The organism is Acidithiobacillus marinus, from assembly GCF_002847505.1.
Taxonomy (GTDB): domain Bacteria; phylum Pseudomonadota; class Gammaproteobacteria; order Acidithiobacillales; family Acidithiobacillaceae; genus Acidithiobacillus; species Acidithiobacillus marinus.
In genome coordinates this window covers 1-26,805 of record NZ_MXAV01000049.1, presented here as the reverse complement: position 1 = coordinate 26,805, position 26,805 = coordinate 1, and the positions used below count along the sequence as shown (strand labels likewise).

Genomic DNA, 26,805 nt, shown 5'->3' with positions numbered 1-26,805 from the left:
CCATAGTAAGAGACTATGGGCGCGGGCTGAGATACACACATTTAACCCAAAATGAAAGTGATGAAAAACACAGAAGTCAACACGTTATTGGCATGTTCGGAATTGGACTCAAGGATGCTTTGGCGACATTCAAACGCCGAGGCATTGACGTTCACATAGAATCAAAATTCGCTGGGATTACCACCGACTGGGGTGCCAAAGAAGGTTTCCCAGACATACTTACGCTGCACGCCCAGGTGTACGCGCCAGATGATCAAGAAATGAATGGGACAAAATTTTACTTGAGAGGGATTTCGGATGCGGATATAACACTGGCGAAATCCCTTTTTTTGCAATTTTCTGATCCAGTAATTATGGACACCACAGCAAATGGCCAAGTAGTTCACCGCCAGGGAGAAAGCGGATCAATTTATGTGAATGGCACCCATGTAGCAAATGAACCAAATTTTCTGTTTAGCTATAACATCACCACATTAACGGCGAATTTACGCAAAGCCATGAATCGTGAGCGCACCAACGTAGGGCGCAGTGCCTATACTGATATCATTAAAAAAATTCTACTTTCTTCAAAATCTCCAGAGGTATCAGAAGCTATTGCTAAGGATTTCAGAAATCTCGGATTCGGTAATAATAGGGATGAAATCGGCTGGATCGAGGTGCAACGCCATGCGGTCAAAGTGTTAAACAAAATGGGGAAATACTTATTCATCTCTGCAGAGCAGGCGATGGAAAACCCAGACATAATGGATCAGGCCAAAAGGAATGGACTGCAGCTCATTACGGTGCCAGGGAATCTTGCCAAATCGTTGGACAAATTACAGGATGACAGCGGCACACGCATTCGAGACTTGCATGCATTTATAGAGGAGTATAATCAAAGTTTCTGCTTTGATTATGTTGATGCCAAAGAGTTGACAAAAAAAGAGAGTTATATTTATGCGCTAACACCAAATATATTAAAACTATTTGGTGGAAAGCCGGGAAAAGTGAAAGAAATTCGCATATCAAAAACCATGCGCGAAGATTTTTTTACAGACTCAGATACGATGGGTTGTTGGGATGCAGAAACCAGATATGTCGTGATAGCGCGAAGTGCATTATCGTCAGTTTCAATGTATGCAGGAACTCTCGTACATGAACTGATACATGCGGTGACGGGCCAATCAGACGTAACCAGAGATTTCGAGAATTCATTAACAGATGCCATCGGATCGGCCTATGAGAAGTTACTCAATAAAAACGGATAGTAGGCATAATGGTGTTGCAATAGATTTGCAATAACAAAATAAAGGTAAAGATAAATAGTTAATAGGAATAAAAATGAACCAGGAACAAATCGCCAAATCCAAAACACTGGAATTACTCCTATCGGCATCCAACTGGGATCCCTCGATGGAAAACCCGGAAATCTCCGCGAAAGACGCCTATTTTTGGTATCTGTACGACAACGCAACGGATCACCTGCAGTTGATTCAGACATCCAGAAGTGAGTCGGAGTTGATGATAGCCACGCCTCAACCTTTTTCTCCGGACGAAATACGATCAGCCCTCGCCCATTTGATGCGCGATATGAAATCGCAACAATCAAAACCTAAAGAACAAAAAAGCAAAACGATGAATGACCTGGCCACGATGACCCTCCTATATTGGCAAGGCACCAACACGCGGCTACTCACCCCGAAAGAGGTGCGCCACCGATTCATCCTGAGTTACTCCGCAGGCAAGCAGGAGGGCACGAGCTTACGGCCATTCGCGGTTCCATTAGGTGGTGACGTGAATTGCCCACTGGCTGCAGAAAAAGCCATGGAGCTCGTGCGCCAGGTTGAGGCTGGGGACCGGAAAAATCATCCGGAATGGTTTACCGGCTGCTAGTATGGGCAGTCAGTTTCCACTGCAGTTACCAGGGCCTAACGCAAAAAGCCAAGGGTAAGCAGCGAAAATTGACGCACTGCGAGTGGGTGTACTGCATGCCCTCCTTATGGTGCATGTCGCCAAACTGACGGACCTGAGTTTTTACCGTATCATCTTGGGCTAAAATGATGCGCTTACAGGGGAGGTAACCCGGGATGCAGATTTTCAGTAAAGCCAGAAAAAAGATCGACCAAGCCCTGCGCCAGATTATAGCGTATGGCAGGAAAGCCTGGGCAAAGGCCGGGCAGACGCGTTATCCCACGGCCAGCAAAACCGCTTTGGCGCTATTGGTTATCCTGTTAGCCATACTGTTCACCGGCTTGTTGACCGTGGTGGTCATCTTTGTGGCGAAGGCCATCCTCGATGCCTTTGTTTTCATGCTGTTCATCTGGTTCATGGTGCTCGTCAGGCGCTTCTATTACAAGCACCACGATATGTTTTGGCGGCGGTACTGGTAGAGCGGGAAAAGAGGTGGTTGCCGATGCCCTGAACGGCACCCAGAATAAAAAGAAAAACAGGTTATATCGATCATAAAAAAACCGTATTCTGGATATTTACGACACGAAATTACGGTATAATGACCACAAGAGCGCTACACAGCGCATCACCGAACACGAAACAAGGTCCCGAGCCATTGATGGGGAGAAAATCAGGGCAGCGGAGACAGAGCAGCGCAGTGAGTGCCAGACTTGCAAGATAGGTGGCAGCTTTCACCTCCACACTGGACAGGCTCTGGGCAAAGCCGAATGACATCGAGAAAGTCACACAATACCGGTGAAGGATGGTACTTAGATCATCCTTCACTTCATCAACGATGTTAATCAACAGCAAGTTTTAAGGACGAAAACAATGACAAGAGGTAAAGATATGGTGGTGATATTAGAGATTGCAGGACCATTCCGGTGGAGGCTGAAGGCGGAGCATTACGGGCCTCTACGCCGCTTGATCTGGGGATGGTTTTCTGTGGCATACATATCTGCCGGTTTCAACGATGTGGCGAAAGCCATTCGTCAGGATGAGCGCGAGAGGTTGGCCGAAAATAGTCAACTACCCCGGCCTAAAGGCCTGAGCTAGCAAGGCAGTAAGCAGGCTGGATTGACCAGGCACAAGCGGTAATGTGCAGACGTAGGATACAGGTCGTTCAGACCCACTCAGGGATGCTTCCTCAGTCCATGACACTGGAGGGCAGGCACCATGCTGATGAAAGGGAAAACACCGAAGGTGCCTGCCTCGTGTGTAACAGCACGGAGCAAGTATCACACAACCCCGAGGGGATATTGGCCGAAAGGCCAGAGTCACAAGCGTCCGTAAGGACTTGTCGCCCGTAAGGGCATTGGAGAAACTCAACATGGGGAATAACGTAGCTTTCCTGAAAATCGGACTATGGATAGCAACCGCAGTTATGGGCGCGATGTTGTCCTTAATACAATATCAGTTATGCAACTATGGGATGAGCCTTATGTTGACCGTCCTTTTTTAATATCCGTGGCTGTATTTTTCTATGAATCATTCAAGATAATCCAGCAGCACAAACGGAATAATAAGGCTGCAAGGAAATTCTGATGAGCATTAAGTTTTGATTCTTCCACAAGATAGCACTGACACAAGGAGATGCGGGTATGGGGCGATCACAGACCGCCGCGCTATCCATCCCCGGCCTGAACGCCGAGGGTTCCCGCGCAACCGGATGAAAACAAAATCAGATGAATGGCTGTTAGCCGCTTTGAGGATGGCCGTTGTTTTTTCTTTCTTGGTGATGGCTGTTACCTCTCCAGCGTTTTCCCCAAGAGGGCACGGAAATCTGGAAATGATGTGTTTGGCCGGAATCATATTTTTTTCATGTTTGGTTCCGCTTGTCATTTTAGGTATCTCGGATACTGGATAATAATTGCCAAGCTGAGGGAGATCAATCTTCTGTAAAACTATGCAATATTGACTAAAAAGGATAAGCTATGTACGATTATGAAAAAGAAATAAAGATTTGTAAAAGTGAAGAAACGCAACAATCCGGCGATGACTGGTTGAAGCCGGTTGGCGTGTATGCGGCATTCCTCATCATCATGTTAATTTTGGGGCCGATAGCTACAAATCTTTCAAAACCATTGGAGTATGTATTTCTTGGTGTGCCTGCGATTGTTTTCGCCGTGGTAATGGCATTATTGTGGCTGAACAGAGGCCCATAAAGGAGTAACCAATGACATCCATCCGAAAAACCAAACAAGAGGATTTGTTTGACCGGCTGTATGCCCAAATTTCAGGGCAGGTAACGGAAGAAGTATCCGTGAGTAAAAGCAGCCAGAATCACGCATCCGAGGATAATTCAGATACCCAGGCATCGCGGCAACCCAACCATGCCAAAGAATCCGCCGTGGAATAGCAGGACACGCGAAAATGGCGTCAAAATCAGCAAAGAAAAATATCAGCACCATGGTCCTGGAATACCTGGAGGCCCAGGCGGAGCAACATCCGGAAGGCCTGCCCGCAGAAGTGATCGCAGCGGCGATAGGAGTAACGAAAAAACAGGCCCAAGGCGCCCTGTACCTGCTGGAAAAGCAAGACACACTCCTGAAAATGGGGCAAGCCAAAACGGTCAACGGTCGTGTCATTATCCCCTATCGATACGCCGTGGCCACACCGGAAGAACGCAAACGCCGGCAGCAGTCAGCAATCGTGCAAAAGCAGTGGAAACCCCAGGCCAGCATGCGGGACTTCCTGGCGTCGTTGGCCACACATCATGGGTGATACCGGCGAGCACCAAGTGTAGCAGCCCAAGCTGGAACGGCACCAGATCCATCCAGTCGATGAAATACAAAAAACCCATTAAAAAGCATCTCAAAATAAGCTATAATGCCAATACAAAACATGGGAAACGAGCATTTTCAGGTTTTGTAAGCGGTTGTTTGCGGATATTGCCCGCCTGAAAAAGCGGGCTTTTTTGAGCGAGACAGCAAGAAAGGACCCAAGATGCAGGATACCTCACATCTACTGCTGATCGACGGTAACAACATAGGCTATGCCGCGATGTACCAGCCAGCCTTATCCCGTCTGGCTTATAAGGGGATGGCTACAGGTGGAATACTGGGCCTGTCACAGTCTGTCATGCGGATTTCCGCTCTCTTTCCCAAGGCTGTACCCATCGTTCTCTGGGACGGCCATGCACAATGGCGAAAAGACTTGTTTCCTGAATACAAAGCTAATCGCAAGGACACTCCGGAAAAAATAGAAATTGCGGAGAAGTGGCGGATACAGGCGCCACATGCACAAACCCTGCTTCTGCAAATGGGCGTACCACAGGTGCGGGCAGCCGATGCGGAGGCTGATGACTTGGCGTACCGGATATGTCTGGGACCCGGAGCAGAGGCATTCACCGACGACGCTCCACAACGAATCACACTGGTCAGCAATGACAAGGACTGGCTGCAGGCGCTATCAGAAACGACCGATTGGCTCTCGCCCATCACCAACAAGCGGGCGTCGCTGGCGGACCTGTCCAGCGGCGAGAGCGCCACGGTGGATGATGGACCGTTCAGAGACACCGACGATTTTATTCTGGCCAAAGCCATCGCCGGCGACAAATCAGACAACATCGATGGCGTCCCCGGGGTGGGCAGCAAAACGGCTGCAAAGCTACTGGCCAGGCACGGTGACCTGGAACGACTGGAAGCGGCGGTAATCAGTGGCGCCGCCAAGGATACCAAAAGCCGGGAAATCGCAAAAAATATGGCGCTCATCGAGCGGAATCGCCACTTGATGGACTGGCGGCGGGCGCCGGCACCGCAGGAGGTCGGGCTGATTTGTGAGTCATTCTATGCAACCGACTGCAATGATCTTTGCAAACATTTAGGGCTGGAAAATCTGGCCAAGCGGCTGAGCGAAAGTGGCGACTGGTCCAGACGCGTCCTGCAATGGCCACTGAGCGCGGGATTGGACCATGTTGAGCAGGCACTGTGGAGATAATCAAAAGAGGATATATGGGATTTGAAATACATTACTCGTGCCGGATAGAGGATCATATTTGCTGCATAGAGGACTGCAGCAACACGCTCGGCGGCCCAACCGTCACGAATATGGCGGATCGGGTCATCGACCAAATCCGGAAAGAGCCGGGTTTACCAGATGGGATGCCAATCATTTACCGTGATTCCGATGGCATCTGGGATGAGTTACTCGTGAAGAATGGGCGTTTCTGGGATTTTGCACCGATTCAAGTCAGAAATATTGAGGAAGCGAAAAGAAAAATAAGGCTGAAATATAGCTTGCAGGATATTGCGGAAACACAAAAGGATAACGCAGAAGAATACTGCAGCTGGCAGTACGATGAGGATGGCTTCTACGCGACCGGATGCGGGCGCGGATTCACCTTGAATGAGGGGGATCTACAGGAAAATGAATTTCAATTTTGCCCATATTGCGGAAAAAAGATCAAGGATTAAAAAATGGAACACGACATAAACACTCAGCACTCATTTTCAAAGATCGGCACAGATCAAGAAAGAGAATACGATATTGCGAACAAAATACAATCGCGCATAGAAGCCGGTTCACAGCTGCTATTTTTTGGCGGCAATGATACGTTTTCTGAGAAACTAAAGTCTCTGGGAGTAATCCATAGCGGTGATCAGGGTAATCTCTGCTACTTTCCCGAAGATGACAGGAAGTTTTGCTGTTTATGGCTGCCAGAAGGGCCGCACGACGTAAAAAAAATCGGCTATTTGCAATCTAGGGTTGGAATCGAGCAATTTTGCAGGTGAAACGGCCTAACCCTTTCCTGGCCTCTTGGTTGGAAATTGGCAATTCAGCCTGTTCAAGTGAGCGGTGCTGTTGGTTGGAATTCATGTCCATATGGACCGGTTTTCCAAATGAAACGCCGCCTGGGCTCGGCTCGGCTCGGCGAAGCCGAACGAGCCAGGAGACAAGCGAAGCGCGGCAGGAATCAGTTCAGCATGGCGTCGCTACAGCAACAATACCCGATTGGTCTGAGGCCAACGCTGACCCAACTATTGAAGTTTGCTTTTCGACTCGTCGCTTGAGGCCAGCAGATCCTCCACCTGGTCGAGGAACGCGGCGAGCTGGCCCGGCTTGCCGGCGACCTCCGAGCGCCATTCGACCATCGGCCTGACCGTGGCCAACTCTCGGGCATCCCGCGACAGCCGCTCCAACTCGCAGTCCGTCATGTTGCGCTGGGGCAGGTAATATTCGCCCCATTTGCTGAAGGCCAGTATCCACAGAGAGACCTTGAGGGCACTGTCCCACCGGGTCCAGTTCGAGGTACTGGCGAGCGGCTGTTGCACGATCCGCCTCTGCCGCTTCAGGATCTCCTGCAGCGACTTCAGGCTGGCCTGCTGTCGCTCGGGGCTGCTATTGGCGAAGAGGAATGCAGTAATGTTGGTCGTCTGGCCCTCGCGTGTCTGGTCGAACAGATGCGCCCGATCCTTCAACTGCGGTTCCAGCATGCCGGCCAGCTCCTGCACCCAGATCTCGCAGGCATCATCGAACTTGGCCCGGTCGTTTTGCAACAAGGGAAGGACCACATCCAGGAACAGCCACGGCTCGGTCCAGGCCAGTTGCCGCATATGCCCGCGCATCGAGTCGACTAGGCGCCTCAGCTCGTCGGCGGGGATCGTCGCCGGCAGCGCCTCATGCAGCGCTGCCACCAGGCCGTTGTAGATCTCGGTCTTCTTCGCATTCCCTGCCGCGTGATGAACCAGCCATCCCAGGGCACGCACCCGCTCCGGGTAGGTAAAGCCCGCCGCCAACTGCAGCACTCTGGCGAGCCCTCCCGGTTTTTCCAGTAGCATCTCAATTGCATTCAGTCCCATCCATTGCAACAGGCCATTGCCGCTGCGAACGAGCCGGTCCCGCTGCTCCTCGTTGATGTCGAACTGCACCGACAGCGAAATGTCGCTGACGATCTGACTCAATAGGGACAGCCGCACCGCGTCCGAGCCTTGCGGCTCCATTGGCACACGGGGCATCTGGGCTTCGGCGATCGCCAGCAGAGCGTCTGGGGCATACCACCACAAAAACTTGATGGTGAAGTACTCCGACCAAGTCAGGGCTGCGTATTTTGTCGGATGGAACAAGTGATGCGGGTGGTAGGAGCTGTATAGCAGGGTCTCGACCGGTTCCCGAAAGAGCCGGGCATCCGTCACGGCCAATTCCTTGTCCACCTCGTCATGAACGCGGTTGAACGATGCATCGAGGAACCGTGCCAAGAATTCCAGAAAGTCACGCTCGGATTCGAGCTCGTGAAAGCGGTAGTCCCCGAAGCGTGAATGTGCGAGCACCTCGCCGAGCACCTCCCAAGTCGCCCTGAAGTCCGAGAAGTCTCCAGCCTGCTGGTTCAGGCAATTGCGCAGACCTGCCGTTTCTGGCAGCGCCAGCGAGCCATCCTTGAGCAATTCCAGCACCGCCATCCGATCCTTCAACGGATCGCCGCTCAAGCCTTGCAGCGACGGCTCGCCGATCCATACGCTCAGCACATCGCCTGCTTGGGCCTTCTCGAGGAAGCGTAGTGGTTCGTAGCGTCGCGGCGCTGTAGGCGATGCCGTAGAGTCGAAGAGAAGCCGCATGGAGGGATTCCCGCTCTCGCCTTCAGGCGGCATTGTCGCTGCCTCCTGCAACAGCTCGGACTTGTATTGCTCAACTTTTAGCAGGGTATCCGCAGGGATCGGGGTGACCAGCAAGGGGTAGTTTTCGGCGGCCTTCTGAAAGGAGTTGGACAAGTTGAAGCCTGCGACCGGTAACCCGTCCGGCCCCATGATCAGGATGTAGCGATCGTGCAGCCGACCTTCCTTCAGGCCGCAGATGCGTAGCTTGATGCTGTTCAGTAGGTGACGGTTCTGCCCGCAGTTCGCCAGCAGGTTGTTAATCCGTTTCTGGCCGGATCTGCCGGATTTGCGGCGCATGGGTCTGCCTTCAGTGGCCGGCTTGGGTAGGGATGTGAAGAGGATGTAGTCGGCCTCGGGTGCTGCACAGAGCAACAAAAGCCCCAAGCCTGCGTCCTCGAAATAGGGATCGAAGACGACCATCTGGTGCTGCTGGTATTTGGCCAGCAGTTCCTTGAACCACTCCACGAATTGCAGTCGCCCCTCCCCGTCGCCCTGGCTCCAGCGCAGGAAGAATCGCCCCTCCGACTTCTGCGGATGGAGCCGCGCAAAAAGAGCCACGAGATCGCGATTAGCCGGGACCCAAGGGTCCGCCTCACGTCTGCCGATGCGGTTGGTAAATCCCGGATTGCCTCGATTGATCGTTAGGGCGGCCTTCACCCGATCCGACTCGGACGGCCGAGTAGCTTTTTCCAGCCAGTCGAACTTGACCGGACTGGAGCCGTGGCCCACCACCACATTAAACTGAAGATTGGCCTCTCGAATGTATCCGATCCGCCACCGGCAACACAGCGTACCCTCGCGGGAATGTTCGTCTTGGAAGCCGAAGATCTCCAGTTCGGTACTGTCGGTCCTGGCGCGTAGTTCGGTGCCCAGATCGAACCTGCACTCGAACACGTCTTCCGCATTGCGTTCTGCTGTGGCGATGCTTGAGTAGACGATTTGGCTGTCGTTCGCGATGCTCAGGCGGAACTGGAAGCCGCTGAAGTGCGGTACCTGCATCGGATTGAATCGGGCGACTAGGGCGCGCCGGGCATCGGTCCAGATCACGCTCAACAAGCGCCGCTCCTGGTCATCCAGCGCAGGAAAGACGAGCAGCTCGAGGTCGCCGAACCGGGCGGCGTCGCCACCACCGAAATCCAGTCCTGTATCCGCGTTGAGGTGCTTGACCACCGATACGGTCATGGCAACGTCGTAGTCCTGATTCAGGCGGAACAGCGCCCCTTTGTCGGTCTGGGTGATCGAAGCGCTGAAGGCCCCAGCTCCGCCATGCGGGCTGGAGAGCGAATGCCTGTCATGCGCGTCGCGGTTGAGCAAGTAGGCGACGGGGCGGTAGACCAAGTCATCGGCGGCGAGCGCGATCGCTCCGAACCGTGCCTTCAACTGGTCCGAGAGCAAGAACTTCAGTTCTTCGCTGATTTCCGAGATGGTTCGTCCGACGCTCAATTGCCGTAGGAGGTCCACGCAGTAGTCGCTTTTGAGGTACAAGTTGAGCCGGATAACCTGTGCCTTGAATTGCCCGAAGGTATCGAAGTTATCGTCTTCGGTGGAGGACCAGCGATCGCTGGAATGGCTGTAGGGGAGCAGGCGGGCATAAACTACGCGATTTTCAATCGATTGCCCGGACTTGACCTGCAAAATCCACAGCTGTAGCGCGCAGTGGCGGGCGTCCTTCGAGAACAGCCGCGCCAGTCGGCCGTCGTTGAGCAGGTCATCTAGTGTAGTGTTGCATTCTTGGTGAACCTTAAGGTTAATGATGATAAAATAGCTCCATGTTGAGGGTATGAATGGAGTCGAGCCTTGCGAGTTGCGCCCACAGTCATTTTAACCAGCGAAGAGCTGTCCGAGTTGTCCCGTATAGTCGCCTCCCGATTAAGCAGTGTCCGCTTGTCATTACGGGCACGGATGATATTGCTGGCGGCAGAGGGCTTGCAGAACAAAGAAATTGCGGAGCGCCTGGGGGTGGATCGCCTGCAAGTCGCACGTTGGCGCAAGCGTTATCTGGAACACCGCTTGTCGGGCATTGAACGCGATTTACCGCGCGGCGCCCCTCCGGTGAAAGTGGATGTAGCCCGTCTGGTAGAATTGACCACGCAGAGTAAGCCGGAAGCGATGACGCATTGGAGTACGCGCAGGATGGCGGCAGAACTGGGTGTCAGTGCCGCCAGTGTGTCGCGGCATTGGCGCAAGCATGGCCTCAAGCCTCATCTGCTGCGTGGTTTTAAGGTGTCACGAGACCCGCATTTTGTGGAAAAGCTGGAAGATATTGTGGGGTTGTATATGTCTCCCCCGGAACATGCCTTGGTGCTCTGCGTGGATGAAAAAAGTCAGGTACAGGCCCTGGACCGGACCCAACCGGGACTCCCCCTCAAAAAGGGCCGCGCAGAAACGATGACCCACGACTACAAACGTAATGGCACTACGACCTTGTTTGCCGCACTCAACGTGCTGGATGGTCAGGTCATCGGACAGTGTCAACAGCGCCATACCCATGTGGAATGGCTGAAGTTCCTGAAGAAAATTGATCGGCAGACGCCCAAGGACAAGGCTCTGCATCTGATTGCCGACAACTATGCGACTCATAAACACCCAGTAGTACAGGCGTGGCTCGACAAGCACCCGCGTATTCACATGCACTTCACGCCCACTTCGGCATCCTGGCTCAATATGGTCGAGCGTTTCTTTCGGGATATCACGACCCAGCGGTTACGTCGTGGGGTGTTCACCAGTGTGCCTGAACTCATCCAGGCCATTGAGGGGTACATCGACCACCACAACACCCATCCCAAACCCTTCATCTGGACCAAAACCGCCCGCGACATCCTGCAAAAGGTCATTCGCGCCAACAGCCACTTAAGCAGTAAACAGAATGCAACACTACACTAGTACAGGAGCCATAGATTCCTTATTGGCAACCTTCCGCATTCTCACTGTCCTTTTGCCGGCGGCGCTGATTGCCAACTTCCGCTTTGGGCCGCACGGAGACGTTCAGTTTTATTGCAAACAGCAACCCAATGGCATTGGGCGCTGGAGCACCGCTTATCATTCATGGAATCTGTATCGCTACCGGTTTCAGTCAAGACCGCCCTCTTCTGCGATCTCAACCAAGGTCGGAATATGAGGACCGTACTCGACTGTTTCAGCCCCCCCCCTGCGGCTTGCAGAAGACGGAAACGCCAACCGAACACCGCTTCCAACCTTGCGCGCATGTTTGGCATACAACGTTTTTGCCCGGATGATCTCGTAACTATATCCCCGCCCCATTCGGTTGGAAACCTTGATCAAACCGTTTAGGCATTCCGTGTAGGCATTCGTAATACGGCTGGGTGCATCCCAGTAGGCAAAGATGTCCTCATAATGGTTGTGGACAGTCTTGGTCAGGCTGCGAAACATATCAAGCCCTGTTGATGGCAGTGAGTTCTCCCATGCCTCGAATGCCCGCATGGCCGATGCTTTGTCCTGATCGTCGTAAATTTGGTAAAAGGCTTCCTTGAAGTCATAGGCCTCCGCCAGCGCAGGAATGGTTTGCCGAACCACTTCAAGGGCAGTGCGTTCCGCAGAGGTCAGCGTTGCCGGCCGCTTCAGGGTGAGCCAGCGGATCGATTTCTTGACATGCAGGCGTTCGTCCTTGGTCAGTGTTACCTGGTACTTCTTCCGCTCCTCCTCCAGCGCTTCGGACGCCATCTTCACCACATGGAACTTGTCGATGACCAGGCGCGCATTTGGAAGATATTGGCGGAAGGATCGCTTGAACGGTCGCCACATATCGGTGCATACCCACTCTACTTTCTCTCTATCGTGGAGGTTCTTGAAAAACGGCTTCAGGTGTTCCTGGGTACGGAACTCCAGCATCTGGAAGACGTTGTTGGTGGCCAGATTCGTGATCACACAACGATAGTCACCAGCCAGATTCACCTCGTCGATGCCCATGATGACTGGGGTTTCGTAATGCACCGTGCGCTCCAAATCCTCGATCAGATCGTGCGCGATGTTCTTGATGGTATTGACGGCCAGCCCGGTTTGATCTGCCAGCGCATGGAAGGTCATTCCAAGGCAACGCTCACGCACCGCATCCACTAAACGTTTCGTAGCCCGACGGCGCTCGTCCAGAAAAAGCAGATCCGGAGTATCCATTTTGCCGCATGCGCTACACCGGTAGCGTGGCCGGGTGATTTCAAGCCGCACGGGTTGCATCTGCATCGGGGTGTCGGCGAACGTATTTGTCCGCCGGCCATGTCGATACATGGGTTTGGCGCAGTCCGGGCATTGCGGCGGATCGCCTTCAATGACTTCGGCAATGACGACGATGGCTTTATGGCCCATGCGCAAATCCATCGGCTTGACGCCGGGGAGGTTCAACAGATCAAACACCGAGGTCATCCAGATCGATGTCGCGGCACTCCCGGATCAACTCGTAAATCACGTCAGTTAGTGCGGCCATTGCCTGACGGTCGGACTTGAGCACCAGGGTGGCCAGCTTTTGGTGTGAGGTTAACGCGCGAACCACCCCTTGCTGAACCGCGCCTGGCAAATTTCCCTTCAGCGCCTGCTCCCGGCTGTTGTTCTCCACCTGAGCCATCACGATGTCATTTTCCCGTGCAATCGCAACGATGTGATTGACGAACGTCGCCTGGTCACGCAGTGGTGTGGCATCACCAAACAAGCGGTTCAGGCGGTCGATGATTTCATGCAGGTAGCGGGGGTCATCGCCTTTTCCGCCGCCCGTACCAGGACCGACGGGTTTCAGTACCGGAGGCTCATCCTCGTCACCGGCAACGTCGTCCTTGTTCTTGATGTCAAATCCCGTCAACACCAGACCTTTCAGATCGACCTTCTCAGGCGGTTCGCCATTGAGCCGCTTTTGAAGCAACTTGGCAAACGCCGCATAGTTTTCCAACGCCGGATCCCCAAAGTCGATCAATTGGGCAATGTAGGCGTAGGTGCGGCAGAAACGCCCTAAACCCGCCTTGAAAGTCATGAGGGTCTTGATTTGGTCAGCGTGTTCGTGCCGATGATGATCCGCCGATTTCATGCCAGCCTCGTCGCCCTGGCTGTGCGCCTTTTCGTAGGCCGTTTCCCAGGTGTTCACGGCCTCGCGCAACATCTTCAGCCGCTGGTTGAAGAGCCGCGTCGGCTGCTCCGTGGCGGCATAGAGCGCCTTGTGCTGAGGTTCCTGCGCCTGTGTGATGTCACGGATGGTCTTGAAACGGGCTTCCTTGAAGGCTTCAAGATCGGAGTCCTCGTACAACCCCTGAGCATCAAGGGTTTCCTTGATCTCGTAGACCACATTCAGGTCCTGCACGTCATCAATCTGAGCACCATCGTCGTACATGGCAAACGCCCGCCGCACGTTGGCCGGTTCGTTGACGAAATCGATGATGAAGATTTCATCCTTGCCAGGCGCCTTGCGGTTCAGGCGCGAGAAGGTCTGCACGATCTCCACGTCATTGGCGATTTTCTTGTCGATATACATTGCCACCAGCTTCGGTTGATCGAACCCTGTCTGAAACTTGTCGGCGACCAGCATGACTCGGTATTCAGGGCGCTCAAAGGCCAGCCGCAAATCCTGCCCGGCCACTTCCGGGTTCATGGTGATCTCGGTGAATTCCTCGTTTTCATCCACTGTGAAGACTTCTCCAGCGATACGTTCGTCGTCGGAGTGGATCACCTGCTTGCCGGTCAGCTTTCCAGAGAAAGCCACTAGGGAACGGATGGCGGCATATTCGGGGTGCTTCTCGATGTAGCGGTCAAAGCCCTTCTTGTAACGCACGGCCGCCGCCCGCGAGCTGGTGACCACCATGGCCTTGGCCTTGCCATTGAGCAGGAATTCAACATTCTTGTGAAAGTGCTCAATGATGAACTGCACTTTCTGTGTGACATTAGTGGGATGCAGAGACATCCACTGGGCCAGTGCCCGCTTGGCCTGCTTGCCGCTGACGCGTTTGATATCTTCCACTTGCCTGGCAAAGTTGAAGGCTGTTTTGTAGGGCACATAGCCGCGCAACACGTCAAGGATGAAGCCCTCTTCGATGGCCTGACGCATGGGGTACCGGTGGAATGGCTGCGGCAAGTTGGATTTCGATGCCGGACGCGACGGATCGGCTGGGCGACCAAACAGCATGAGGGTGGAGTGCTTCGGCGTACCCGTGAAAGCAAAGTAGCTGATGTTCTTCGGGCGTACCCGTGATTTCTGAAGCTCCTCCAGCAGTTCTTCCACCGTCAGTGTGGACATCTTGCCGTTACCGCTCATGGCAAGCGCCGTCTGGAGCTTGGCAGCGGTCGACCCGGTCTGCGAAGCGTGCGCCTCATCGATGATAACGGCGAAATTCTTACCATTTAGAGCCTTGTCGGTAACGATGGCTTCCATCGCGTAGGGAAAGGTCTGAATCGTCACCACAATGATGGGCGTACCAGCCAGCAGGGCTTCCGCCAGTTGTTTGCTCTTCGACTTGGAAGACTTCTGCCGGTCAATGGCGGCGATCACACCAAACTGATGGTCGATCTGCTTGACCGCATCCTGAAGCTGGCTATCCAGCACGTTCCGGTCGGTCACAATGATCACGCTGTTGAAGATGGCATCGCCGTTGTCCAGACGCAGTTTGACTAGATCATGGGCCGTCCATGAAATCGTGCTGGTCTTGCCGGATCCTGCGCTGTGGTCGGCCAGGTATTGCATGCCGGGGCCGTTGGCACGGGCATCGGCAATCATGGCATTGACCGCTGACCACTGGTGGTAGCGCGGGAAGATCAGGGTTTCCTTCTTCGACCAGTTACCTTTCAGGTCGACAACATCCTTCTTTTCCACATAGACGAAACTGTGAAAGATGCGCAGCCAGGCATCGCGCTGACAGACTGACTCCCAGAAGTAGGCGACCGGGTATTCCCTGTCCTTGCGTGCCGGGTTGCCTGCGTGGCCTTCATTGCCCTGGTTGAACGGCAGGAAGGTCGTGTTCTCACCATCGAGCTTGGTCGCCATCTGAATGTCCGAATCGGACATGGCGAAATGGACCACGGCACCGCGCTTGAAGGTCAGAAGGGGTTCTCGGCGTTTGGTCTTGGGGTCATACGGCAGCCGATCGCTCTTGTACTGCTCCATCGCGGCTTCGGCGGACTGGGTGAAGTCCGTCTTCAATTCCACGGTGGCGACCGGAATGCCGTTGATGAACAGCACCAGGTCAATTGCCAGCTTGCGGGAGGGGTGGTATTCGAGTTGCGGCACCACGCGCGGGATATTGGCGGCATAGCGTTTCTGCACGGTTTCGTTGCGCTTGTCTTCCGGGGCCGCTTCGGTGAGGTCGATGTGACCGCAGCCCGCGATGGAGAAGCCGTTACGGATGACCTGCATGGTGCCGTGCTGTTCCAGGGCCTTGGCCAGGCGATCCATCAGCACTTCGCTGGCACGCTCACCGTTGTCCTTTTGGAGCTTCGCCCATTTTTCTGGCTGGGTGGCTTCCAGCCAGGCGATGAGATCGCCCGGGTACAGGGCGCGCTCGGTATCGTACTGGAGCGTGCTACCGATCTGCCAGCCTTGGGCTTCCAGCTTGGAAACGACGTAGGCTTCGAAATACTTTTCTTGATGTGCGGTGTTGCCGTTCATGCCTTCTCCTCAGCAAATTCGCCCAGCCGAGCGGCCTTTTGGTCCTCTGTTTCACTGTAATAAGGCTTGTTTTCGTGCGGACCATCAAAATAAAGCATTTCTACCGATTTGGTAGCAAATTTTTCTGCATCTGTCGGTTCAATAACGGGAACTGGATGGTTCAGGGCCGCTCTCGGTACGAAAAGCCGCACAGCGTGGAACGTGTCTTGTTCCGAGTCCCGATATTCAACGGCTATGTATTTGATGTTTGTGCATAAGTACTCTGGTTGCCCTTCCACTCTGCTGGAACCGTTACTACGCGAGTATTCCCGCACTTCGGATGAAGGCAAATCTGACTTGATGAACTGTTTTTGAAAACTGATCTGCTCTCCGGGCGCCAATATGTCCGCGACACGTATTCTTTTGGTCCACAACTTTTTATCATCCCCGCACAACATAAGGCTTACCGCATGAGCGGTTCCTGGGCCATGATTCTTAACAACACAAGATAAGGTCGGCCCATCATGGCTGTTGGAGAAGTATGCCTCTGAACAAGTTCCAACAAACACTTTTTCGGAATTTACAGAAAGCGGAGAGATAGTGCAGTAAGGTTTTATCTTAGACTTTTCTATCTTCCTTGTCAGATCGATGCTTTCCTTGGCGGCGGCAGCCATATGTTTTGACTGATCAACACTTTTATACGTAAAAAATGCCAATGCTAATGTTCCAACTCCGGTGAGCGCATCGAAAAACGCAGCAAAGTAATTCACGCTATCTCTCCCCGCAAGTCGATCTGTCCTGTGACGGCGGCGGTAATTAGAGAAGACCGACGCTCCTTGAGAAGGGCAATGCTACGTTCTGTTTTTACTCGAATTTGCTCTCTGAGGCTGACCAGTAATGCAATCTGCTTTTGGTAGTCAATTGGAGGAATTGGAATCTTCCACTTGAGTAGAGCATTGATGTTGAGTGGTCTATTCCTCCCGGCAGAACCCCTAGAGCAGTCGTTCAGAATGAAATCACCATAGTGGGTCATAAATAAGGCAAACAAATACTCGGTCAGAGACTCCCCATTGCGCCCTTGAATGACCGGGAAGCGGTGCGAAACTACACAGCTGGAATGCTCTTTTGTCGCCAATGCGACTGCTCCCTCCCATGCAAATTGACCACTTAGTATTAGGTCGCCCTCATCAATCCAGAAGAAGTCAGAGTCGCCCATGTCTTCATTGCCTGCCTCTTCTTTTTTGAAGGCACCTCTACCTCGGTTATAGAGACCCAAACGTGTATAACCCTCGCCATCTTGCTGAGAAACCGGGCGACTAATGATTTCGCAGACGTGCTGGAGTCGAATCCACCGTGTATCTTGGTGCTCAAACGAGTGATCCACCATCGCAAGTATTTTTTCTGTGATCAGTTCGATGAAACGGGTTTTCTTGGAGATCAGGGCGTCGATACGGGCGGTCTCGCGCTCGATCTTGGCACCAATAATTTCCTGCTCTTGCTCAGCTGGCGCAGCAATTACCAAGTTTCGGAGTTGGTCACCGTAAACATGAATTACGGTAAAACCTTTGCCCATTAGAGATTTTTGGGCTTGAGCCGATATTGATCCTGCTGCATAAGCCAAAAACACAGGATCAATTTCTCGATTCGGGCGAAGAATAACAATGTCCCCACCGCAGCATGCATCGGCTGTTACTAGATTTACGGCTGACTTTCCAATTTCTTCAAATGTTTCACCGGATGCGGCCAATAGCAAATCACCATATTTGATAGGCGTGTAGCCAATCTCAGTCTCTGGTTTAATGAACTTTGGGATATTGCGAATCAAGAAATCATAAGTCGTGTAAAGGTCGCCATATCGAACGCATGGCACACCGCAATCAGAATCATCTTGTTTTGAGCCCCCGTTGGCCTTCATCAACGACCCCACGTTAGCAAGCCGCAAAGTTTTCCAATGCGATGGCACATCCCCAATCCACTCCACGCCGGAATCCCGATAGGCCGGATAAGGCCTGTAATGGCTCATGCTTCACCTCCGGAATCTTCCCGCCGACGAGCGCCCAAAGCCTGCTGCGTCTTCTCGATTTCATCGGCAAGAAGTTTTTCATCTGGCAACACGGTCTGGTATTCAGCAGCCAGTACCTTGTTGGGCAAGCCGTCCAGGGCGTAATGAGCCTCGGCTGAACCTTTGTCGGCACAGAGAATCAGCCCGATGGGAGGATTTTCGCCAGGCTTCATCCAGTGCGCTTTAGCGTAATTCAGATACATGTGCATCTGGCCAGCATCGGCATGGCTGAACTTGCCGACCTTCAGATCGATGACGATCAGGCATTTGAGTTGGCGATGGAAGAACAGCAAATCGACACGGAACCAGCTATCGTCGAGCCTCAAACGCCGTTGCCGACCTACAAAGGCGAAATCGTCACCGAGTTCCATTAGAAAGTCTGCGAGGTGCTGGATAAGTGCCTCTTCCAGTTCCGATTCCGAGTATTCGTCCTTGAGGTTCAGAAACTCCAGCACAAACGGGTCTTTCAGCGCCTGCTCTGGCGTCACGCTATCGCCGGACTCGGCTTGCTCTGCCTTTTGCAGCATGGCGGCCTTGTTGCGTGACAAGGCAATGCGCTCATAGAACTGGCTGTTGACCTGACGATCCAACTGGCGAACCGACCAGCCACAACGTAGCGCCTCCGTTTCGTAGAAGCGGCGTGCGGCTTCGTTTTTGACAGACAGAAGGCGGACGTAGGCTGACCAAGGAAGCGGGAAGGTGGCAGCAATGTTGGAAAGGTCTGAAGATTCGCCAGACACTGTCTGGCGAATTGTCTCGATTGGCCATGCCAAGTAAAAAGACCGCATCTGCTGGAGATTTTGCCGACTGAAGCCTCGCCCAAACCGCTTCGTCAAATCGCCAGCCAGCCGCTCAATCAGCGCATCGCCATAGGCTGCGCGATCTTGCCCGCCTTGATCCATCTCCACAATGCGCCGCCCAATTTCCCAATAGGTCGCAGTCATTACGGCATTGACGCTGCGAGCAGCGGCGAGTCGAGCGGTATCCAGCAACAGAACGATTTCGGAATGAACTGCGCTGTACTCCGGCGAGGCAGGTATCAGGTCGCTCATTGCAACACCTCTTGCGGAAGAATGACCGCGACCCCGGCGATGTAGTCGGTCGGCATGATCGCCTCGGCCTCATGCGCAATCGCTGTTGCCGTATGGTTGATCATGTGTGGGCCATCCTTGCCGTTTTCGTTGAGCACTATATAGAGGCTACCTGGCAGGGAAACGGCTTCTATGCAGCCGCCAACAAACGATTGTAGTTCCCGCAAACAAGGCTCATCGTCCGATGGAAGCGGCGCCGAATCAATTCCACCATTTGGAGATATGATGGTAGCTAAGACTGTCGAATTGAGGCTCACGCCTTTTTCTCCTGTTCACGAAGCCAGTCGGCATGGCAATAGAGATACTCATCACCGTTCGTCATTGTCACTTCGCATCCCTGCGCGCAATAATTTCGCTTACGCCAACAGCCATCAACTTTTCCAGTTGTTTGAAGAATAAAGAAGTTCCGGTTGGTGGATCGGAGAGGTGATGTCCGGCATCAATGATTTCTGACTGTAATTTTTCCGGATGAGCCGTTAATCTGTTGCATTGATCACCTACAAAAAGCGAATGGGCCAACTCCCAGGCCAAGCGATAATCCATCAGAGCATTTCTCCATATGCGCGCCTTTTCGCTTTCACCCGTGGTAGCACGATTTTCTCCAACGCCACAGTCCCATTGCCAATCACTGCCCGCTCTAATGCACAGGATGAAGCAACGCAGAAGTATATCGGCCTTTTGGTAACGATCTTGTAAGCGGATTTGTTCTCTCCAGGTACTCATGGCGTACCACGCCACAATAACACCTGCCAAAGTGGCGAACCCAGAAAACCACGCTCCAGTAGCAGACCAGTCGATTCTAGTACTACAGACTGCTAGCAAGCTCAATCCGTCACCTCGCCCAGCAATTCAGCGATCTCGGTCTCCACCTGTTTTAGGTCAGCATCGATGTCTATCAGCTTGCGGGGCGGCAGATACTGGTAGAAGAAACGGTTGAAGTTGATCTCGTAGCCCACACGACCGATTTCCTTGTCCCTATCGTCGCGGAATGTTTCGTCAATGTAGGCATCCGCCAAATGTGGCAGCACCTCGCGGGCGACGTAATCCTTGACGCTCTCGGTGAGCGGGACGTTCTCGTAATCGGTCAGGTCGGGATCGGGCACCCACTGGCCGTCGGCATCCCGCACCGGTTCGCCTTCTGGATCGCACTCACCAAAGGCATTGACCAGTGCCTTGATAAAGGGCTTGGCGACCTTGCCAACGGACGGCGACGACCGCACCACTTCATCGGCAAAGGTTCCCGCCCAGGAGAAGGGCTTGATTACGCCAAGGTAGGGTTGCAGGGCACCTTCCCACGCCGCCTGTTGTTCTGCCGTGAGTTTTGCCCATGCTTTTTCATCCTTGAGCTTGGCCAGCGATTCGGCATTGATGTGCAAGGCCATCCGCAATGGACGGAGTACCTTGATGCGGCGATAGCCGAAGATGCGAAAATCGATCATGCGGGAGATTTCGCAGTTCTCGGCAGTTGCGTACACGTCCATGATCTGCCGCATCTGATCGTCGTTGATGATCCGGCGCTTGTTGCCCTCGTTTTTGATCGAGGTCCAAAGACTCGTGGCATTGATCAGTTGCACCTGATGACGCCTATGTGCCGGCTTTTTGCTGGAGAGAATCCAAAGGTATGTGCCGATACCCGTCCGGAAGAAGATTTCTGTGGGCAAAGCCACAATGGCTTCCACCAGGTCGTTTTCCAGAAGCCAGCGGCGTATTTCGGACTCACCGGAACCGGCCCCACCATTAAACAGGGGCGAGCCGGAAAGAACGATAGCCGCACGACCGCCACCACGTTCTGGCAATTCCAGTTTGCTGGCCAAGTGCAGCAGGAACAGCATGGAGCCGTCGTTGATGCGGGGCAGGCCAGGGCCAAAGCGACCGTTATAGCCCTTGTCCTTGTGCTCGGCATTGACGGCCGTCGAGTCCTTTTCCCACTTCTTGCCGAAGGGCGGATTGGATAGTCCGTAATGGAATCGCTCACCTGCAAATTGGTCATTGGAAAGCGTGCTGCCCAGCTTGATGTTCTTGGACAGGTCGCGGCCCGGATCGGATTCCAAAGTGCGCAGCAGCATGCCCGTTAGGCAGACCGCATGGGTTTCGGGTTCCAGTTCCTGCCCGTAAGGGATCAGCACCGGCGGCACCTTGAAGCGATTGCCGTATTCGGCAACGTGATTCATGGCGTCTGAAAGAAACCCGCCTGTGCCGCACGTCGGGTCGTAGAGGGTGCGAATCAGGCCGGGATTGGCATCGAACAGGGCGTCGTCCGGATCAAGCAGGAGTGCGGTGGCCAGATGAACCACATCGCGTGGCGTCATGAAATCCTCGGCACCTTCGTTAACCTCCGCGCCAAAGCGCCGGATCAGGTGCTCGTAGAGGTTGCTCATGATCCGATCCGGCACCACGTCCGGATGCAGATCGACACCGGCAAAATTCTTGCAAATCTTGAACAGTACACCAGCCTTGTCGAGCCGGATGACGGTATTGGAGAAATCGAACTGCTCGAAAATGACGCGAGCGTTATCCGAGAAGTGAGCGATGTAATCCTGAAGGTTTTGTCTGGTCCTGGTGCCGCCCAACGTGCTCAGGGCATATTCAGAAGTGTTGTAGAAAGGGTAGCGCGTGGTCTGGCGCAGGATCAGGTCAAGGTCGATGCCGGATTCCTTGTGCGTCTCGTAAGCATTTCGGACTTCCTGACGGGTTGGTTCCAGCACACATTCCAATCGACGAAGCAACGTGAAGGGTAGGATGACCTTGCCGAAGTCAATGTGCTTGAAGTCGCCCCATAAGTCCTCGGCGTTTTTCCAGATGAACTCCGCCAGTGATGCCGCCGAACCTGCCAACTCCGCCATGTCGCCCCCCAACCCTAGTATGCACAAAAGAGCCTACCAGAATTTTGGCGGTAGTCAACCAAGTTGTGCACGGTACGGATGCGATGCTGATTTAAGGCGGTCAACCTCAGAATGCATAAAGCCAAAAAATCAAACAAACAAACATGAAGAAAATCTTACTGGAAATAATTTTACAGAAAAACAGGGCACAGAGTCATGACCAACCCATGATCGTCTGTTTCGGCGCTGAAACAGCACATCTTCTTGACGAAGATTGGTTACGAGACATGATCGGGCAGCAGCGTGAATATAATATTGAAATAATAATTGCGGATGACGCGACATTTATGGGGATGTCAGAAAACATGCGGGAGTTCTACATGCAAAATTGCATTTTCGATAATTCCATGGCGTGAGTAGATGGTATCTATACCGATAAAATCACATCCAGAGGCCGATGCGGCGCTGACTGAATTGGCGGAGCTGGTCTCATGGATGCTGAACGAGGGAATCAGAAGATTCAGGGTTGGCGACGCCGGTTGTTGCTATTGGTGGTTTATGGATGGGCATTGTCCAGATTGGGCTGCTTCATGGCCGCTGGAAAGAGAATGTGATGCATTTTTTTGTGTACTTCAACAAGCCCCGTTGATTGTCATGGGAATTTGGCGGAAATTGGATTATTTGCTTGATACGGCATCACGGAGAATGCTCAGCCAGGAATATCCCCAGTACGATGATTCTCAGTGGATACACGGCGTTTTTCTTGAAGCCTTTGACATTATTGTTCGACCTGATGGTTGGGACCTATGCGCGGATGTATGGTTGAGCGCGTGTCGGGAATGCACAGGTTATATGGGCACAAAAGACCTGGAAGAAACTGAAGGATACGTCCATTGGCGCACAAGCGGCGAGACATGGCGGAGGGAAATCAAGGCTACTACAAAAGCGTACCGCAATGCTAACGAATTTTGATGAATAAACATGAGCATAAGGAGGAACGAAAAATGGAAAAAGATATACTAAATGACCAGTTCGCCGCACAGAAAGCCATACCGGATCTAGGGTATTACTGGCCAGACGCCAAACTGCGCAGACTGGGAGAGGATGTGCAGGCTAAATACCCAGAACTCGCTACATGGCAACCTTACCTGGCGGCGGAGGCGCATCTCTATTATACCAGTCGGCACCCATCGGATCCCGGTCAGGTGTCAGTAAGAGACGTGGGTTTCCTGCCTTTTCTCCGAGCAGCTATTGCTGGACACGTCGATAGAAGCCCGCAGATGTTGGCAGGCAAAGAGAACAGCATCTAGCCACTTAATAGATTGTCAAGGCCAACCTATTTATAAAGGAACAGATCATCATGATTGAAAATACATCAGCGACTAAAGAAAACAGCACAGCCGCATGCTTTCCCGATTCATCAAACTTGACTTTGGGGAGAACGGGGAAAGAAAATCGTCGGATACACATGAAAAAATTGATGATGCGATGTTTAACTGAAGGCGGTGGGAAATTAAAATTCATCGTCATGGATAACATCTGCGATAATCGTGAACTGGAATCAATACTTCACCGAGGGTTCAGCGAATGATTGGAATGATTGAAATTTTATTATGTGTGTTCGCGCTGTTCATTATTTTTGTATCACCTATCATCGCAACACTTGTGATATACAGAAGGAGCAATGATGCTTAACGCACCTGCAATGTCCCCAAACGGTTTTTTTAGCCGCCCCAGTTTACCGGGAGGTATCCGTCCGGTGACGGCAATCATCAAGGCTGTGGCTCGCGCTTTCACCTTTGCCAGCATTTTTTCCTCGGTGTGGTTTGTTTTCTTGTTTCTGGTGAAACCATCTGCCTTGCACAGTTTGGTCCGATATACAGCTTTGCAATCTGACGGTATAGCCGTCTGGATGATGATTTTTTTAATACTGATGGCCGTGTATCTCAGCGCTACAGGGTTAACTGCCATCGGCAGGATGATGGACAGGTTTGATGAACGCTATCCTGAGAAAGCTGACACCATCATGATGGTAGCGGCGCTGCTAACTATGCTTCTGATGGGCTCTTTTGTTGTATATGACGAAGTGACAGGAGAACCCGTCGTAAAAACTGCGTCTGCCATCGTTGCGCCCCATCAACAGAGCCAAGCGTTGTTACACATTGAGGGGACTACAGGGAATCTAGTGCATACAAAGAACATTGTGGGCGCTGCGAAGATCGAGCGTCTTGGGCCGGGACATTATGAAATATGGATGCGGCATCCGGAGCGTCGCTCATGATCTGGCATCAGGTGAAGGATAAACCCGTACCACATAGCTCACATTGCGTGCTGGTGGCATGGATGGGTCGGGTCATTGAATATGACGTGCTCATCCACTGGCCGGATGGAATGTGGACGGACGAGACAGAAAACGAAGTGGAAGAAGCGCCTGATTTATGGACACCAATCATCGCGCCCGCCAAGGAAAAGGCGTGATTTTTGGCTATACAGTCAACATCTAGTCATAGTTTCTTACACAGAGGAGAAAAGTAATGGAAGTTGAAAACACACCGAACAATTGGATGTGGAAAAATTATCCCTTGCAGCGATTGCTGGTAACAGTGCAGGGGCGCAAGGACAATACCTTGGCCGACTTGGCCGCGGGATTGCGCATGGCTGCGGACAAACTGGAGCAGGGCGTTAGCGTTTCCGAAAGTTTCGATGATGATTTTGGTTATCGTTTTCACATTGAGCTATCACAGGATACGATTTGCCGTTTGGACGCCTCCAGCTTTCACAGCCCAAAAATCAATAAATAGATTAAACGATCATTCAACACGAACACGATCGGCTTTATTCACGAACTTCAGCAACAGAAAGGAGAGTATTATGGTTGAAAACATCACTGCAGCAAAAAACAATCCGGGCGCATACTATGCTTACACACAGGCGCGGAGAAACGCTATTGCCATTTTGGAGGCCGTGACCGCAGCAGGAACAGAAAATCCGACGATTCTTGAAAAAATCGCTGACGCAATACCGGAAGGAACAGCCAAAGCCCGTTTTCAGCAATGGCTTAATGAACATCAAGTGGGGATGCCAGGTGAAACCAAGGCTCAAGAAGCCACGAGAGAGGAATTTCTGATCTTGTCGCGGCTACTGAATAACCTGGACTGGGTTGATCCGGAAGATGTAGGGAAAATACAAAGTTTAAACGAATTCACCCAAACCCAAACGGAATACATGCGACGCTCAACAGACGAGATTATGGTTGGTGAAGTGCGGGGCGAAAACGCGAATCTGGACATACACCATACATACAGCATAGGAACGACCAGACACGCCAACGCTGCAGGGTTCCCAATCAAGCAAGACATAAGTTAGTGGCGGATTCGGCCGCCAGGGAATCATTGTTTTCCCGTGTGGCCGACAATGACTATTTTTGTACGCCTGTCATAAGCCAAACAATCAGGTTCCTCGTCATTTCAAGTGGGTAGCCTGAGATCCAGCTTGCCCAGGATCAGGTAGGCCATGTTGATAAAGTTCTTGTGCGTGCGGTAACCCCGAGCCTTGGCCTTGGCGGATTGAATGAGGCTGTTGAAACCTTCCAGAATTCCATTGGTGATCTGGCTCTCGAACCATCGGAGCACGCCATCCCAGTGATTCATGATGGTGTAGGCGACCTTGACGATAGGCGGCAGATCGCTGGTTCTGGCGTTTTCCAACCAGGCTTTCAAGAGGGTAGCCCCCTGATGGCGATTCTTGATCGTGAAGATGTCCTGAAAGGTCAGGCGGAACTGGTAGGCCTGCGCCGTCTTGAGGTTCTGGTCTTTGAGTAATGCCTGCAGCTTTTCTTTCTGCTTCACCTTGAGGTTGCAATCGTTCTTGAGCCAGAGCCAGCGGGTCTTTTTGAGATTTGGCTGAGTGAGGACTTCCCCCTTGCGCACGTCGTCCACGGCCTCGTTGACGAGCTTCATGAGGTGAAAACGATCGAAAGTGATCTCCGCATTGGGCAGGTGCTCGGCAGCCCCTTTCTGGAAGGCCGGCGAGAGGTCCATGCTCACATCGGTGATCGCTTCCGCGCTACCACCATGGGCCTGTAGATCTGCGGAGAATCTCTCAAAGGTCTTGGCATCCTTGCCGGGAGTAGCGAACAAGAGTCGCCGGGCATCCAGATCCACGAAGAGCGTGATGTAGTCGTGGCCGCGCCGACTGCTGGTTTCATCGACGCCGACGGCATGGACATGGGCCATATCCACTCTGGTACGGGCTTCTGGCACATAGTGGTCAATCACCCGCCACAGGAGCGTGTCGGTCTCGCCGACTAGGCGGGCTACGGTCAATACCGGCATCTCCCGCACCAGGGTCATGATCAGCGCTTCGAAGAGCAGGGTGAAATGCGAGCCTTCCCGTGCCCAGGGAACAGATATCTGATGCACTCCATGCTCCTGGCACTTCACACGAGGTACGCGGGCATGGAGATAGGCTTCATGCTGGAAGAAATCCATGTGCCGCCAAGTATGGTCACGGGTATCATGTACCGGACACTCCTCACCACAGACGGAGCAAGCAAAGCGACTACCCTTGGGAAAGTTGATGTGCAGATCCAGGCGTTTCTCCTCCACCGTGAAAGTCACATGATCCACCAACCACGGCGGAACCAATCCTAACGCGAGAGAAAACAGCTCTTCAGGGACCATCAGCTAACTCCAATTCAGGGCACGACCGCTCCACAGCATTCTACCCCCTACCC

Annotated in this window: 29 protein-coding genes; 19 read left to right on the top strand and 10 right to left on the bottom strand. The window is 52.8% G+C overall.

All coding sequences use genetic code 11. The features are described from left to right. From B1757_RS15525 to B1757_RS13095, 10 genes are all read left to right on the top strand, one after another. Nucleotides 1–1,247 (top strand): ATP-binding protein (locus tag B1757_RS15525; protein ID WP_172437720.1); only part of this gene is annotated, 1,247 nt, incomplete at its 5' end. A 73-nt stretch (nt 1,248–1,320) separates the two neighbouring features. Then, nucleotides 1,321–1,872 carry a hypothetical protein gene (locus B1757_RS13140; RefSeq protein WP_101538750.1) on the top strand — a complete coding sequence of 184 codons (552 nt, stop codon included), beginning with the start codon at nt 1,321–1,323 and terminating at the stop codon, nt 1,870–1,872. A 194-nt stretch (nt 1,873–2,066) separates the two neighbouring features. Next, nucleotides 2,067–2,369, top strand: coding sequence for a hypothetical protein (locus tag B1757_RS13135; RefSeq protein WP_101538749.1), 303 nt, complete (start codon nt 2,067–2,069; stop codon nt 2,367–2,369). Nucleotides 2,370–2,760: 391 nt separating this feature from the next. Further along, nucleotides 2,761–2,985, top strand: coding sequence for a hypothetical protein (locus B1757_RS13130; protein ID WP_101538748.1), 225 nt, complete (start codon nt 2,761–2,763; stop codon nt 2,983–2,985). An 878-nt stretch (nt 2,986–3,863) separates the two neighbouring features. Beyond that, nucleotides 3,864–4,094, top strand: coding sequence for a hypothetical protein (locus tag B1757_RS13120; RefSeq protein WP_101538747.1), 231 nt, complete (start codon nt 3,864–3,866; stop codon nt 4,092–4,094). An 11-nt stretch (nt 4,095–4,105) separates the two neighbouring features. Next, nucleotides 4,106–4,288, top strand: coding sequence for a hypothetical protein (locus B1757_RS13115; protein WP_101538746.1), 183 nt, complete (start codon nt 4,106–4,108; stop codon nt 4,286–4,288). A 14-nt stretch (nt 4,289–4,302) separates the two neighbouring features. Next, nucleotides 4,303–4,653: a hypothetical protein gene (locus B1757_RS13110; RefSeq protein ID WP_101538745.1), complete on the top strand. Its 351-nt coding sequence runs from the start codon at nt 4,303–4,305 to the stop codon at nt 4,651–4,653. A gap of 222 nt (nt 4,654–4,875) precedes the next feature. Further along, entirely contained in the window at nt 4,876–5,868 is a 993-nt protein-coding gene (locus B1757_RS13105) for a 5'-3' exonuclease H3TH domain-containing protein (protein ID WP_101538744.1), read from the top strand. 14 nt (nt 5,869–5,882) lie between these two features. Next, nucleotides 5,883–6,344: a hypothetical protein gene (locus tag B1757_RS13100; RefSeq protein ID WP_101538743.1), complete on the top strand. Its 462-nt coding sequence runs from the start codon at nt 5,883–5,885 to the stop codon at nt 6,342–6,344. A 3-nt stretch (nt 6,345–6,347) separates the two neighbouring features. Continuing rightward, entirely contained in the window at nt 6,348–6,662 is a 315-nt protein-coding gene (locus tag B1757_RS13095) for a hypothetical protein (protein ID WP_101538742.1), read from the top strand. 246 nt (nt 6,663–6,908) lie between these two features. Here B1757_RS13095 and B1757_RS13090 read toward each other — a convergent pair whose 3' ends face one another. After that, a complete protein-coding gene (locus tag B1757_RS13090) occupies nt 6,909–10,166 on the bottom strand; it encodes a VPA1262 family protein (protein WP_301179168.1) in 3,258 nt (1,085 codons plus the stop codon). A 153-nt stretch (nt 10,167–10,319) separates the two neighbouring features. On the opposite strand from B1757_RS13090, the gene B1757_RS13085 reads away from it, so the two are divergent. Next, the gene (locus tag B1757_RS13085) at nt 10,320–11,405 is read left to right on the top strand and encodes an IS630 family transposase (protein WP_101538740.1); all 1,086 of its coding nucleotides are present in this window, start codon (nt 10,320–10,322) and stop codon (nt 11,403–11,405) included. 186 nt (nt 11,406–11,591) lie between these two features. On the opposite strand, the gene B1757_RS13080 is transcribed toward B1757_RS13085, so the two are convergent. The 8 genes from B1757_RS13080 to B1757_RS13045 form a co-directional block, all read right to left on the bottom strand. Beyond that, nucleotides 11,592–12,890 carry an ISL3 family transposase gene (locus B1757_RS13080; RefSeq protein WP_101538739.1) on the bottom strand — a complete coding sequence of 433 codons (1,299 nt, stop codon included), beginning with the start codon at nt 12,888–12,890 and terminating at the stop codon, nt 11,592–11,594. Further along, nucleotides 12,883–16,116 carry a type I restriction endonuclease subunit R gene (locus B1757_RS13075; RefSeq protein WP_101538738.1) on the bottom strand — a complete coding sequence of 1,078 codons (3,234 nt, stop codon included), beginning with the start codon at nt 16,114–16,116 and terminating at the stop codon, nt 12,883–12,885. The genes B1757_RS13080 and B1757_RS13075 overlap by 8 nt, the downstream gene beginning before the upstream one ends. After that, a complete protein-coding gene (locus B1757_RS13070) occupies nt 16,113–16,865 on the bottom strand; it encodes a hypothetical protein (protein ID WP_101538737.1) in 753 nt (250 codons plus the stop codon). Before B1757_RS13070 ends, B1757_RS13075 begins: the two co-directional genes overlap by 4 nt. Then, nucleotides 16,862–18,118: a restriction endonuclease subunit S gene (locus B1757_RS13065; protein ID WP_101538736.1), complete on the bottom strand. Its 1,257-nt coding sequence runs from the start codon at nt 18,116–18,118 to the stop codon at nt 16,862–16,864. Before B1757_RS13065 ends, B1757_RS13070 begins: the two co-directional genes overlap by 4 nt. Beyond that, complete coding sequence (locus B1757_RS13060) at nt 18,115–19,209, bottom strand: PDDEXK nuclease domain-containing protein (protein WP_101538735.1); 1,095 nt, start codon at nt 19,207–19,209, stop codon at nt 18,115–18,117. The genes B1757_RS13065 and B1757_RS13060 overlap by 4 nt, the downstream gene beginning before the upstream one ends. Next, a complete protein-coding gene (locus tag B1757_RS13055) occupies nt 19,206–19,505 on the bottom strand; it encodes a DUF3846 domain-containing protein (protein WP_101538734.1) in 300 nt (99 codons plus the stop codon). Before B1757_RS13055 ends, B1757_RS13060 begins: the two co-directional genes overlap by 4 nt. A 67-nt stretch (nt 19,506–19,572) precedes the next feature. Beyond that, nucleotides 19,573–19,971 (bottom strand): hypothetical protein, encoded by a 399-nt coding sequence (locus B1757_RS13050; protein WP_101538733.1) that lies wholly within the window; start codon nt 19,969–19,971, stop codon nt 19,573–19,575. Between the two features lie 101 nt (nt 19,972–20,072). Continuing rightward, entirely contained in the window at nt 20,073–22,091 is a 2,019-nt protein-coding gene (locus B1757_RS13045; protein WP_101538732.1) for a type I restriction-modification system subunit M, read from the bottom strand. 143 nt (nt 22,092–22,234) lie between these two features. Between B1757_RS13045 and B1757_RS13040 the strand changes: the two genes are divergently transcribed. From B1757_RS13040 to B1757_RS13005, 8 genes are all read left to right on the top strand, one after another. Then, nucleotides 22,235–22,486: a hypothetical protein gene (locus tag B1757_RS13040; protein ID WP_101538731.1), complete on the top strand. Its 252-nt coding sequence runs from the start codon at nt 22,235–22,237 to the stop codon at nt 22,484–22,486. Nucleotides 22,487–22,490: 4 nt separating this feature from the next. Continuing rightward, complete coding sequence (locus tag B1757_RS13035) at nt 22,491–23,042, top strand: hypothetical protein (protein ID WP_101538730.1); 552 nt, start codon at nt 22,491–22,493, stop codon at nt 23,040–23,042. A gap of 32 nt (nt 23,043–23,074) precedes the next feature. Next, nucleotides 23,075–23,380 carry a hypothetical protein gene (locus B1757_RS13030; protein ID WP_101538729.1) on the top strand — a complete coding sequence of 102 codons (306 nt, stop codon included), beginning with the start codon at nt 23,075–23,077 and terminating at the stop codon, nt 23,378–23,380. Between the two features lie 50 nt (nt 23,381–23,430). Next, complete coding sequence (locus B1757_RS13025) at nt 23,431–23,661, top strand: hypothetical protein (RefSeq protein ID WP_101538728.1); 231 nt, start codon at nt 23,431–23,433, stop codon at nt 23,659–23,661. Nucleotides 23,662–23,754: 93 nt separating this feature from the next. Then, nucleotides 23,755–24,351 (top strand): hypothetical protein, encoded by a 597-nt coding sequence (locus B1757_RS13020; RefSeq protein WP_143484272.1) that lies wholly within the window; start codon nt 23,755–23,757, stop codon nt 24,349–24,351. Next, nucleotides 24,348–24,548, top strand: a complete 201-nt coding sequence (locus B1757_RS13015; RefSeq protein ID WP_101538726.1) for a hypothetical protein — start codon at nt 24,348–24,350, stop codon at nt 24,546–24,548. Before B1757_RS13020 ends, B1757_RS13015 begins: the two co-directional genes overlap by 4 nt. 56 nt (nt 24,549–24,604) lie before the next feature. Next, the gene (locus B1757_RS13010; protein ID WP_101538725.1) at nt 24,605–24,871 is read left to right on the top strand and encodes a hypothetical protein; all 267 of its coding nucleotides are present in this window, start codon (nt 24,605–24,607) and stop codon (nt 24,869–24,871) included. A gap of 70 nt (nt 24,872–24,941) precedes the next feature. After that, nucleotides 24,942–25,436: a hypothetical protein gene (locus B1757_RS13005; protein ID WP_101538724.1), complete on the top strand. Its 495-nt coding sequence runs from the start codon at nt 24,942–24,944 to the stop codon at nt 25,434–25,436. Between the two features lie 101 nt (nt 25,437–25,537). Here B1757_RS13005 and B1757_RS13000 read toward each other — a convergent pair whose 3' ends face one another. After that, a complete protein-coding gene (locus tag B1757_RS13000) occupies nt 25,538–26,752 on the bottom strand; it encodes an ISL3 family transposase (protein ID WP_101536405.1) in 1,215 nt (404 codons plus the stop codon). Between the last annotated feature and the right edge of the window lie 53 nt (nt 26,753–26,805).

Coding starts and splice junctions, on each gene's coding strand:
- B1757_RS13140 (WP_101538750.1), top strand. CDS start 1,321: ATGAACCAGGAACAAATCGCCAAATCCAAAACACTGGAATTACTCCTA.
- B1757_RS13135 (WP_101538749.1), top strand. CDS start 2,067: ATGCAGATTTTCAGTAAAGCCAGAAAAAAGATCGACCAAGCCCTGCGC.
- B1757_RS13130 (WP_101538748.1), top strand. CDS start 2,761: ATGACAAGAGGTAAAGATATGGTGGTGATATTAGAGATTGCAGGACCA.
- B1757_RS13120 (WP_101538747.1), top strand. CDS start 3,864: ATGTACGATTATGAAAAAGAAATAAAGATTTGTAAAAGTGAAGAAACG.
- B1757_RS13115 (WP_101538746.1), top strand. CDS start 4,106: ATGACATCCATCCGAAAAACCAAACAAGAGGATTTGTTTGACCGGCTG.
- B1757_RS13110 (WP_101538745.1), top strand. CDS start 4,303: ATGGCGTCAAAATCAGCAAAGAAAAATATCAGCACCATGGTCCTGGAA.
- B1757_RS13105 (WP_101538744.1), top strand. CDS start 4,876: ATGCAGGATACCTCACATCTACTGCTGATCGACGGTAACAACATAGGC.
- B1757_RS13100 (WP_101538743.1), top strand. CDS start 5,883: ATGGGATTTGAAATACATTACTCGTGCCGGATAGAGGATCATATTTGC.
- B1757_RS13095 (WP_101538742.1), top strand. CDS start 6,348: ATGGAACACGACATAAACACTCAGCACTCATTTTCAAAGATCGGCACA.
- B1757_RS13075 (WP_101538738.1), bottom strand. CDS start 16,116: ATGAACGGCAACACCGCACATCAAGAAAAGTATTTCGAAGCCTACGTC.
- B1757_RS13065 (WP_101538736.1), bottom strand. CDS start 18,118: ATGAGCCATTACAGGCCTTATCCGGCCTATCGGGATTCCGGCGTGGAG.
- B1757_RS13060 (WP_101538735.1), bottom strand. CDS start 19,209: ATGAGCGACCTGATACCTGCCTCGCCGGAGTACAGCGCAGTTCATTCC.
- B1757_RS13050 (WP_101538733.1), bottom strand. CDS start 19,971: ATGAGTACCTGGAGAGAACAAATCCGCTTACAAGATCGTTACCAAAAG.
- B1757_RS13045 (WP_101538732.1), bottom strand. CDS start 22,091: ATGGCGGAGTTGGCAGGTTCGGCGGCATCACTGGCGGAGTTCATCTGG.
- B1757_RS13040 (WP_101538731.1), top strand. CDS start 22,235: ATGAAGAAAATCTTACTGGAAATAATTTTACAGAAAAACAGGGCACAG.
- B1757_RS13035 (WP_101538730.1), top strand. CDS start 22,491: ATGGTATCTATACCGATAAAATCACATCCAGAGGCCGATGCGGCGCTG.
- B1757_RS13030 (WP_101538729.1), top strand. CDS start 23,075: ATGGAAAAAGATATACTAAATGACCAGTTCGCCGCACAGAAAGCCATA.
- B1757_RS13025 (WP_101538728.1), top strand. CDS start 23,431: ATGATTGAAAATACATCAGCGACTAAAGAAAACAGCACAGCCGCATGC.
- B1757_RS13020 (WP_143484272.1), top strand. CDS start 23,755: ATGATGCTTAACGCACCTGCAATGTCCCCAAACGGTTTTTTTAGCCGC.
- B1757_RS13015 (WP_101538726.1), top strand. CDS start 24,348: ATGATCTGGCATCAGGTGAAGGATAAACCCGTACCACATAGCTCACAT.
- B1757_RS13010 (WP_101538725.1), top strand. CDS start 24,605: ATGGAAGTTGAAAACACACCGAACAATTGGATGTGGAAAAATTATCCC.
- B1757_RS13005 (WP_101538724.1), top strand. CDS start 24,942: ATGGTTGAAAACATCACTGCAGCAAAAAACAATCCGGGCGCATACTAT.
- B1757_RS13000 (WP_101536405.1), bottom strand. CDS start 26,752: ATGGTCCCTGAAGAGCTGTTTTCTCTCGCGTTAGGATTGGTTCCGCCG.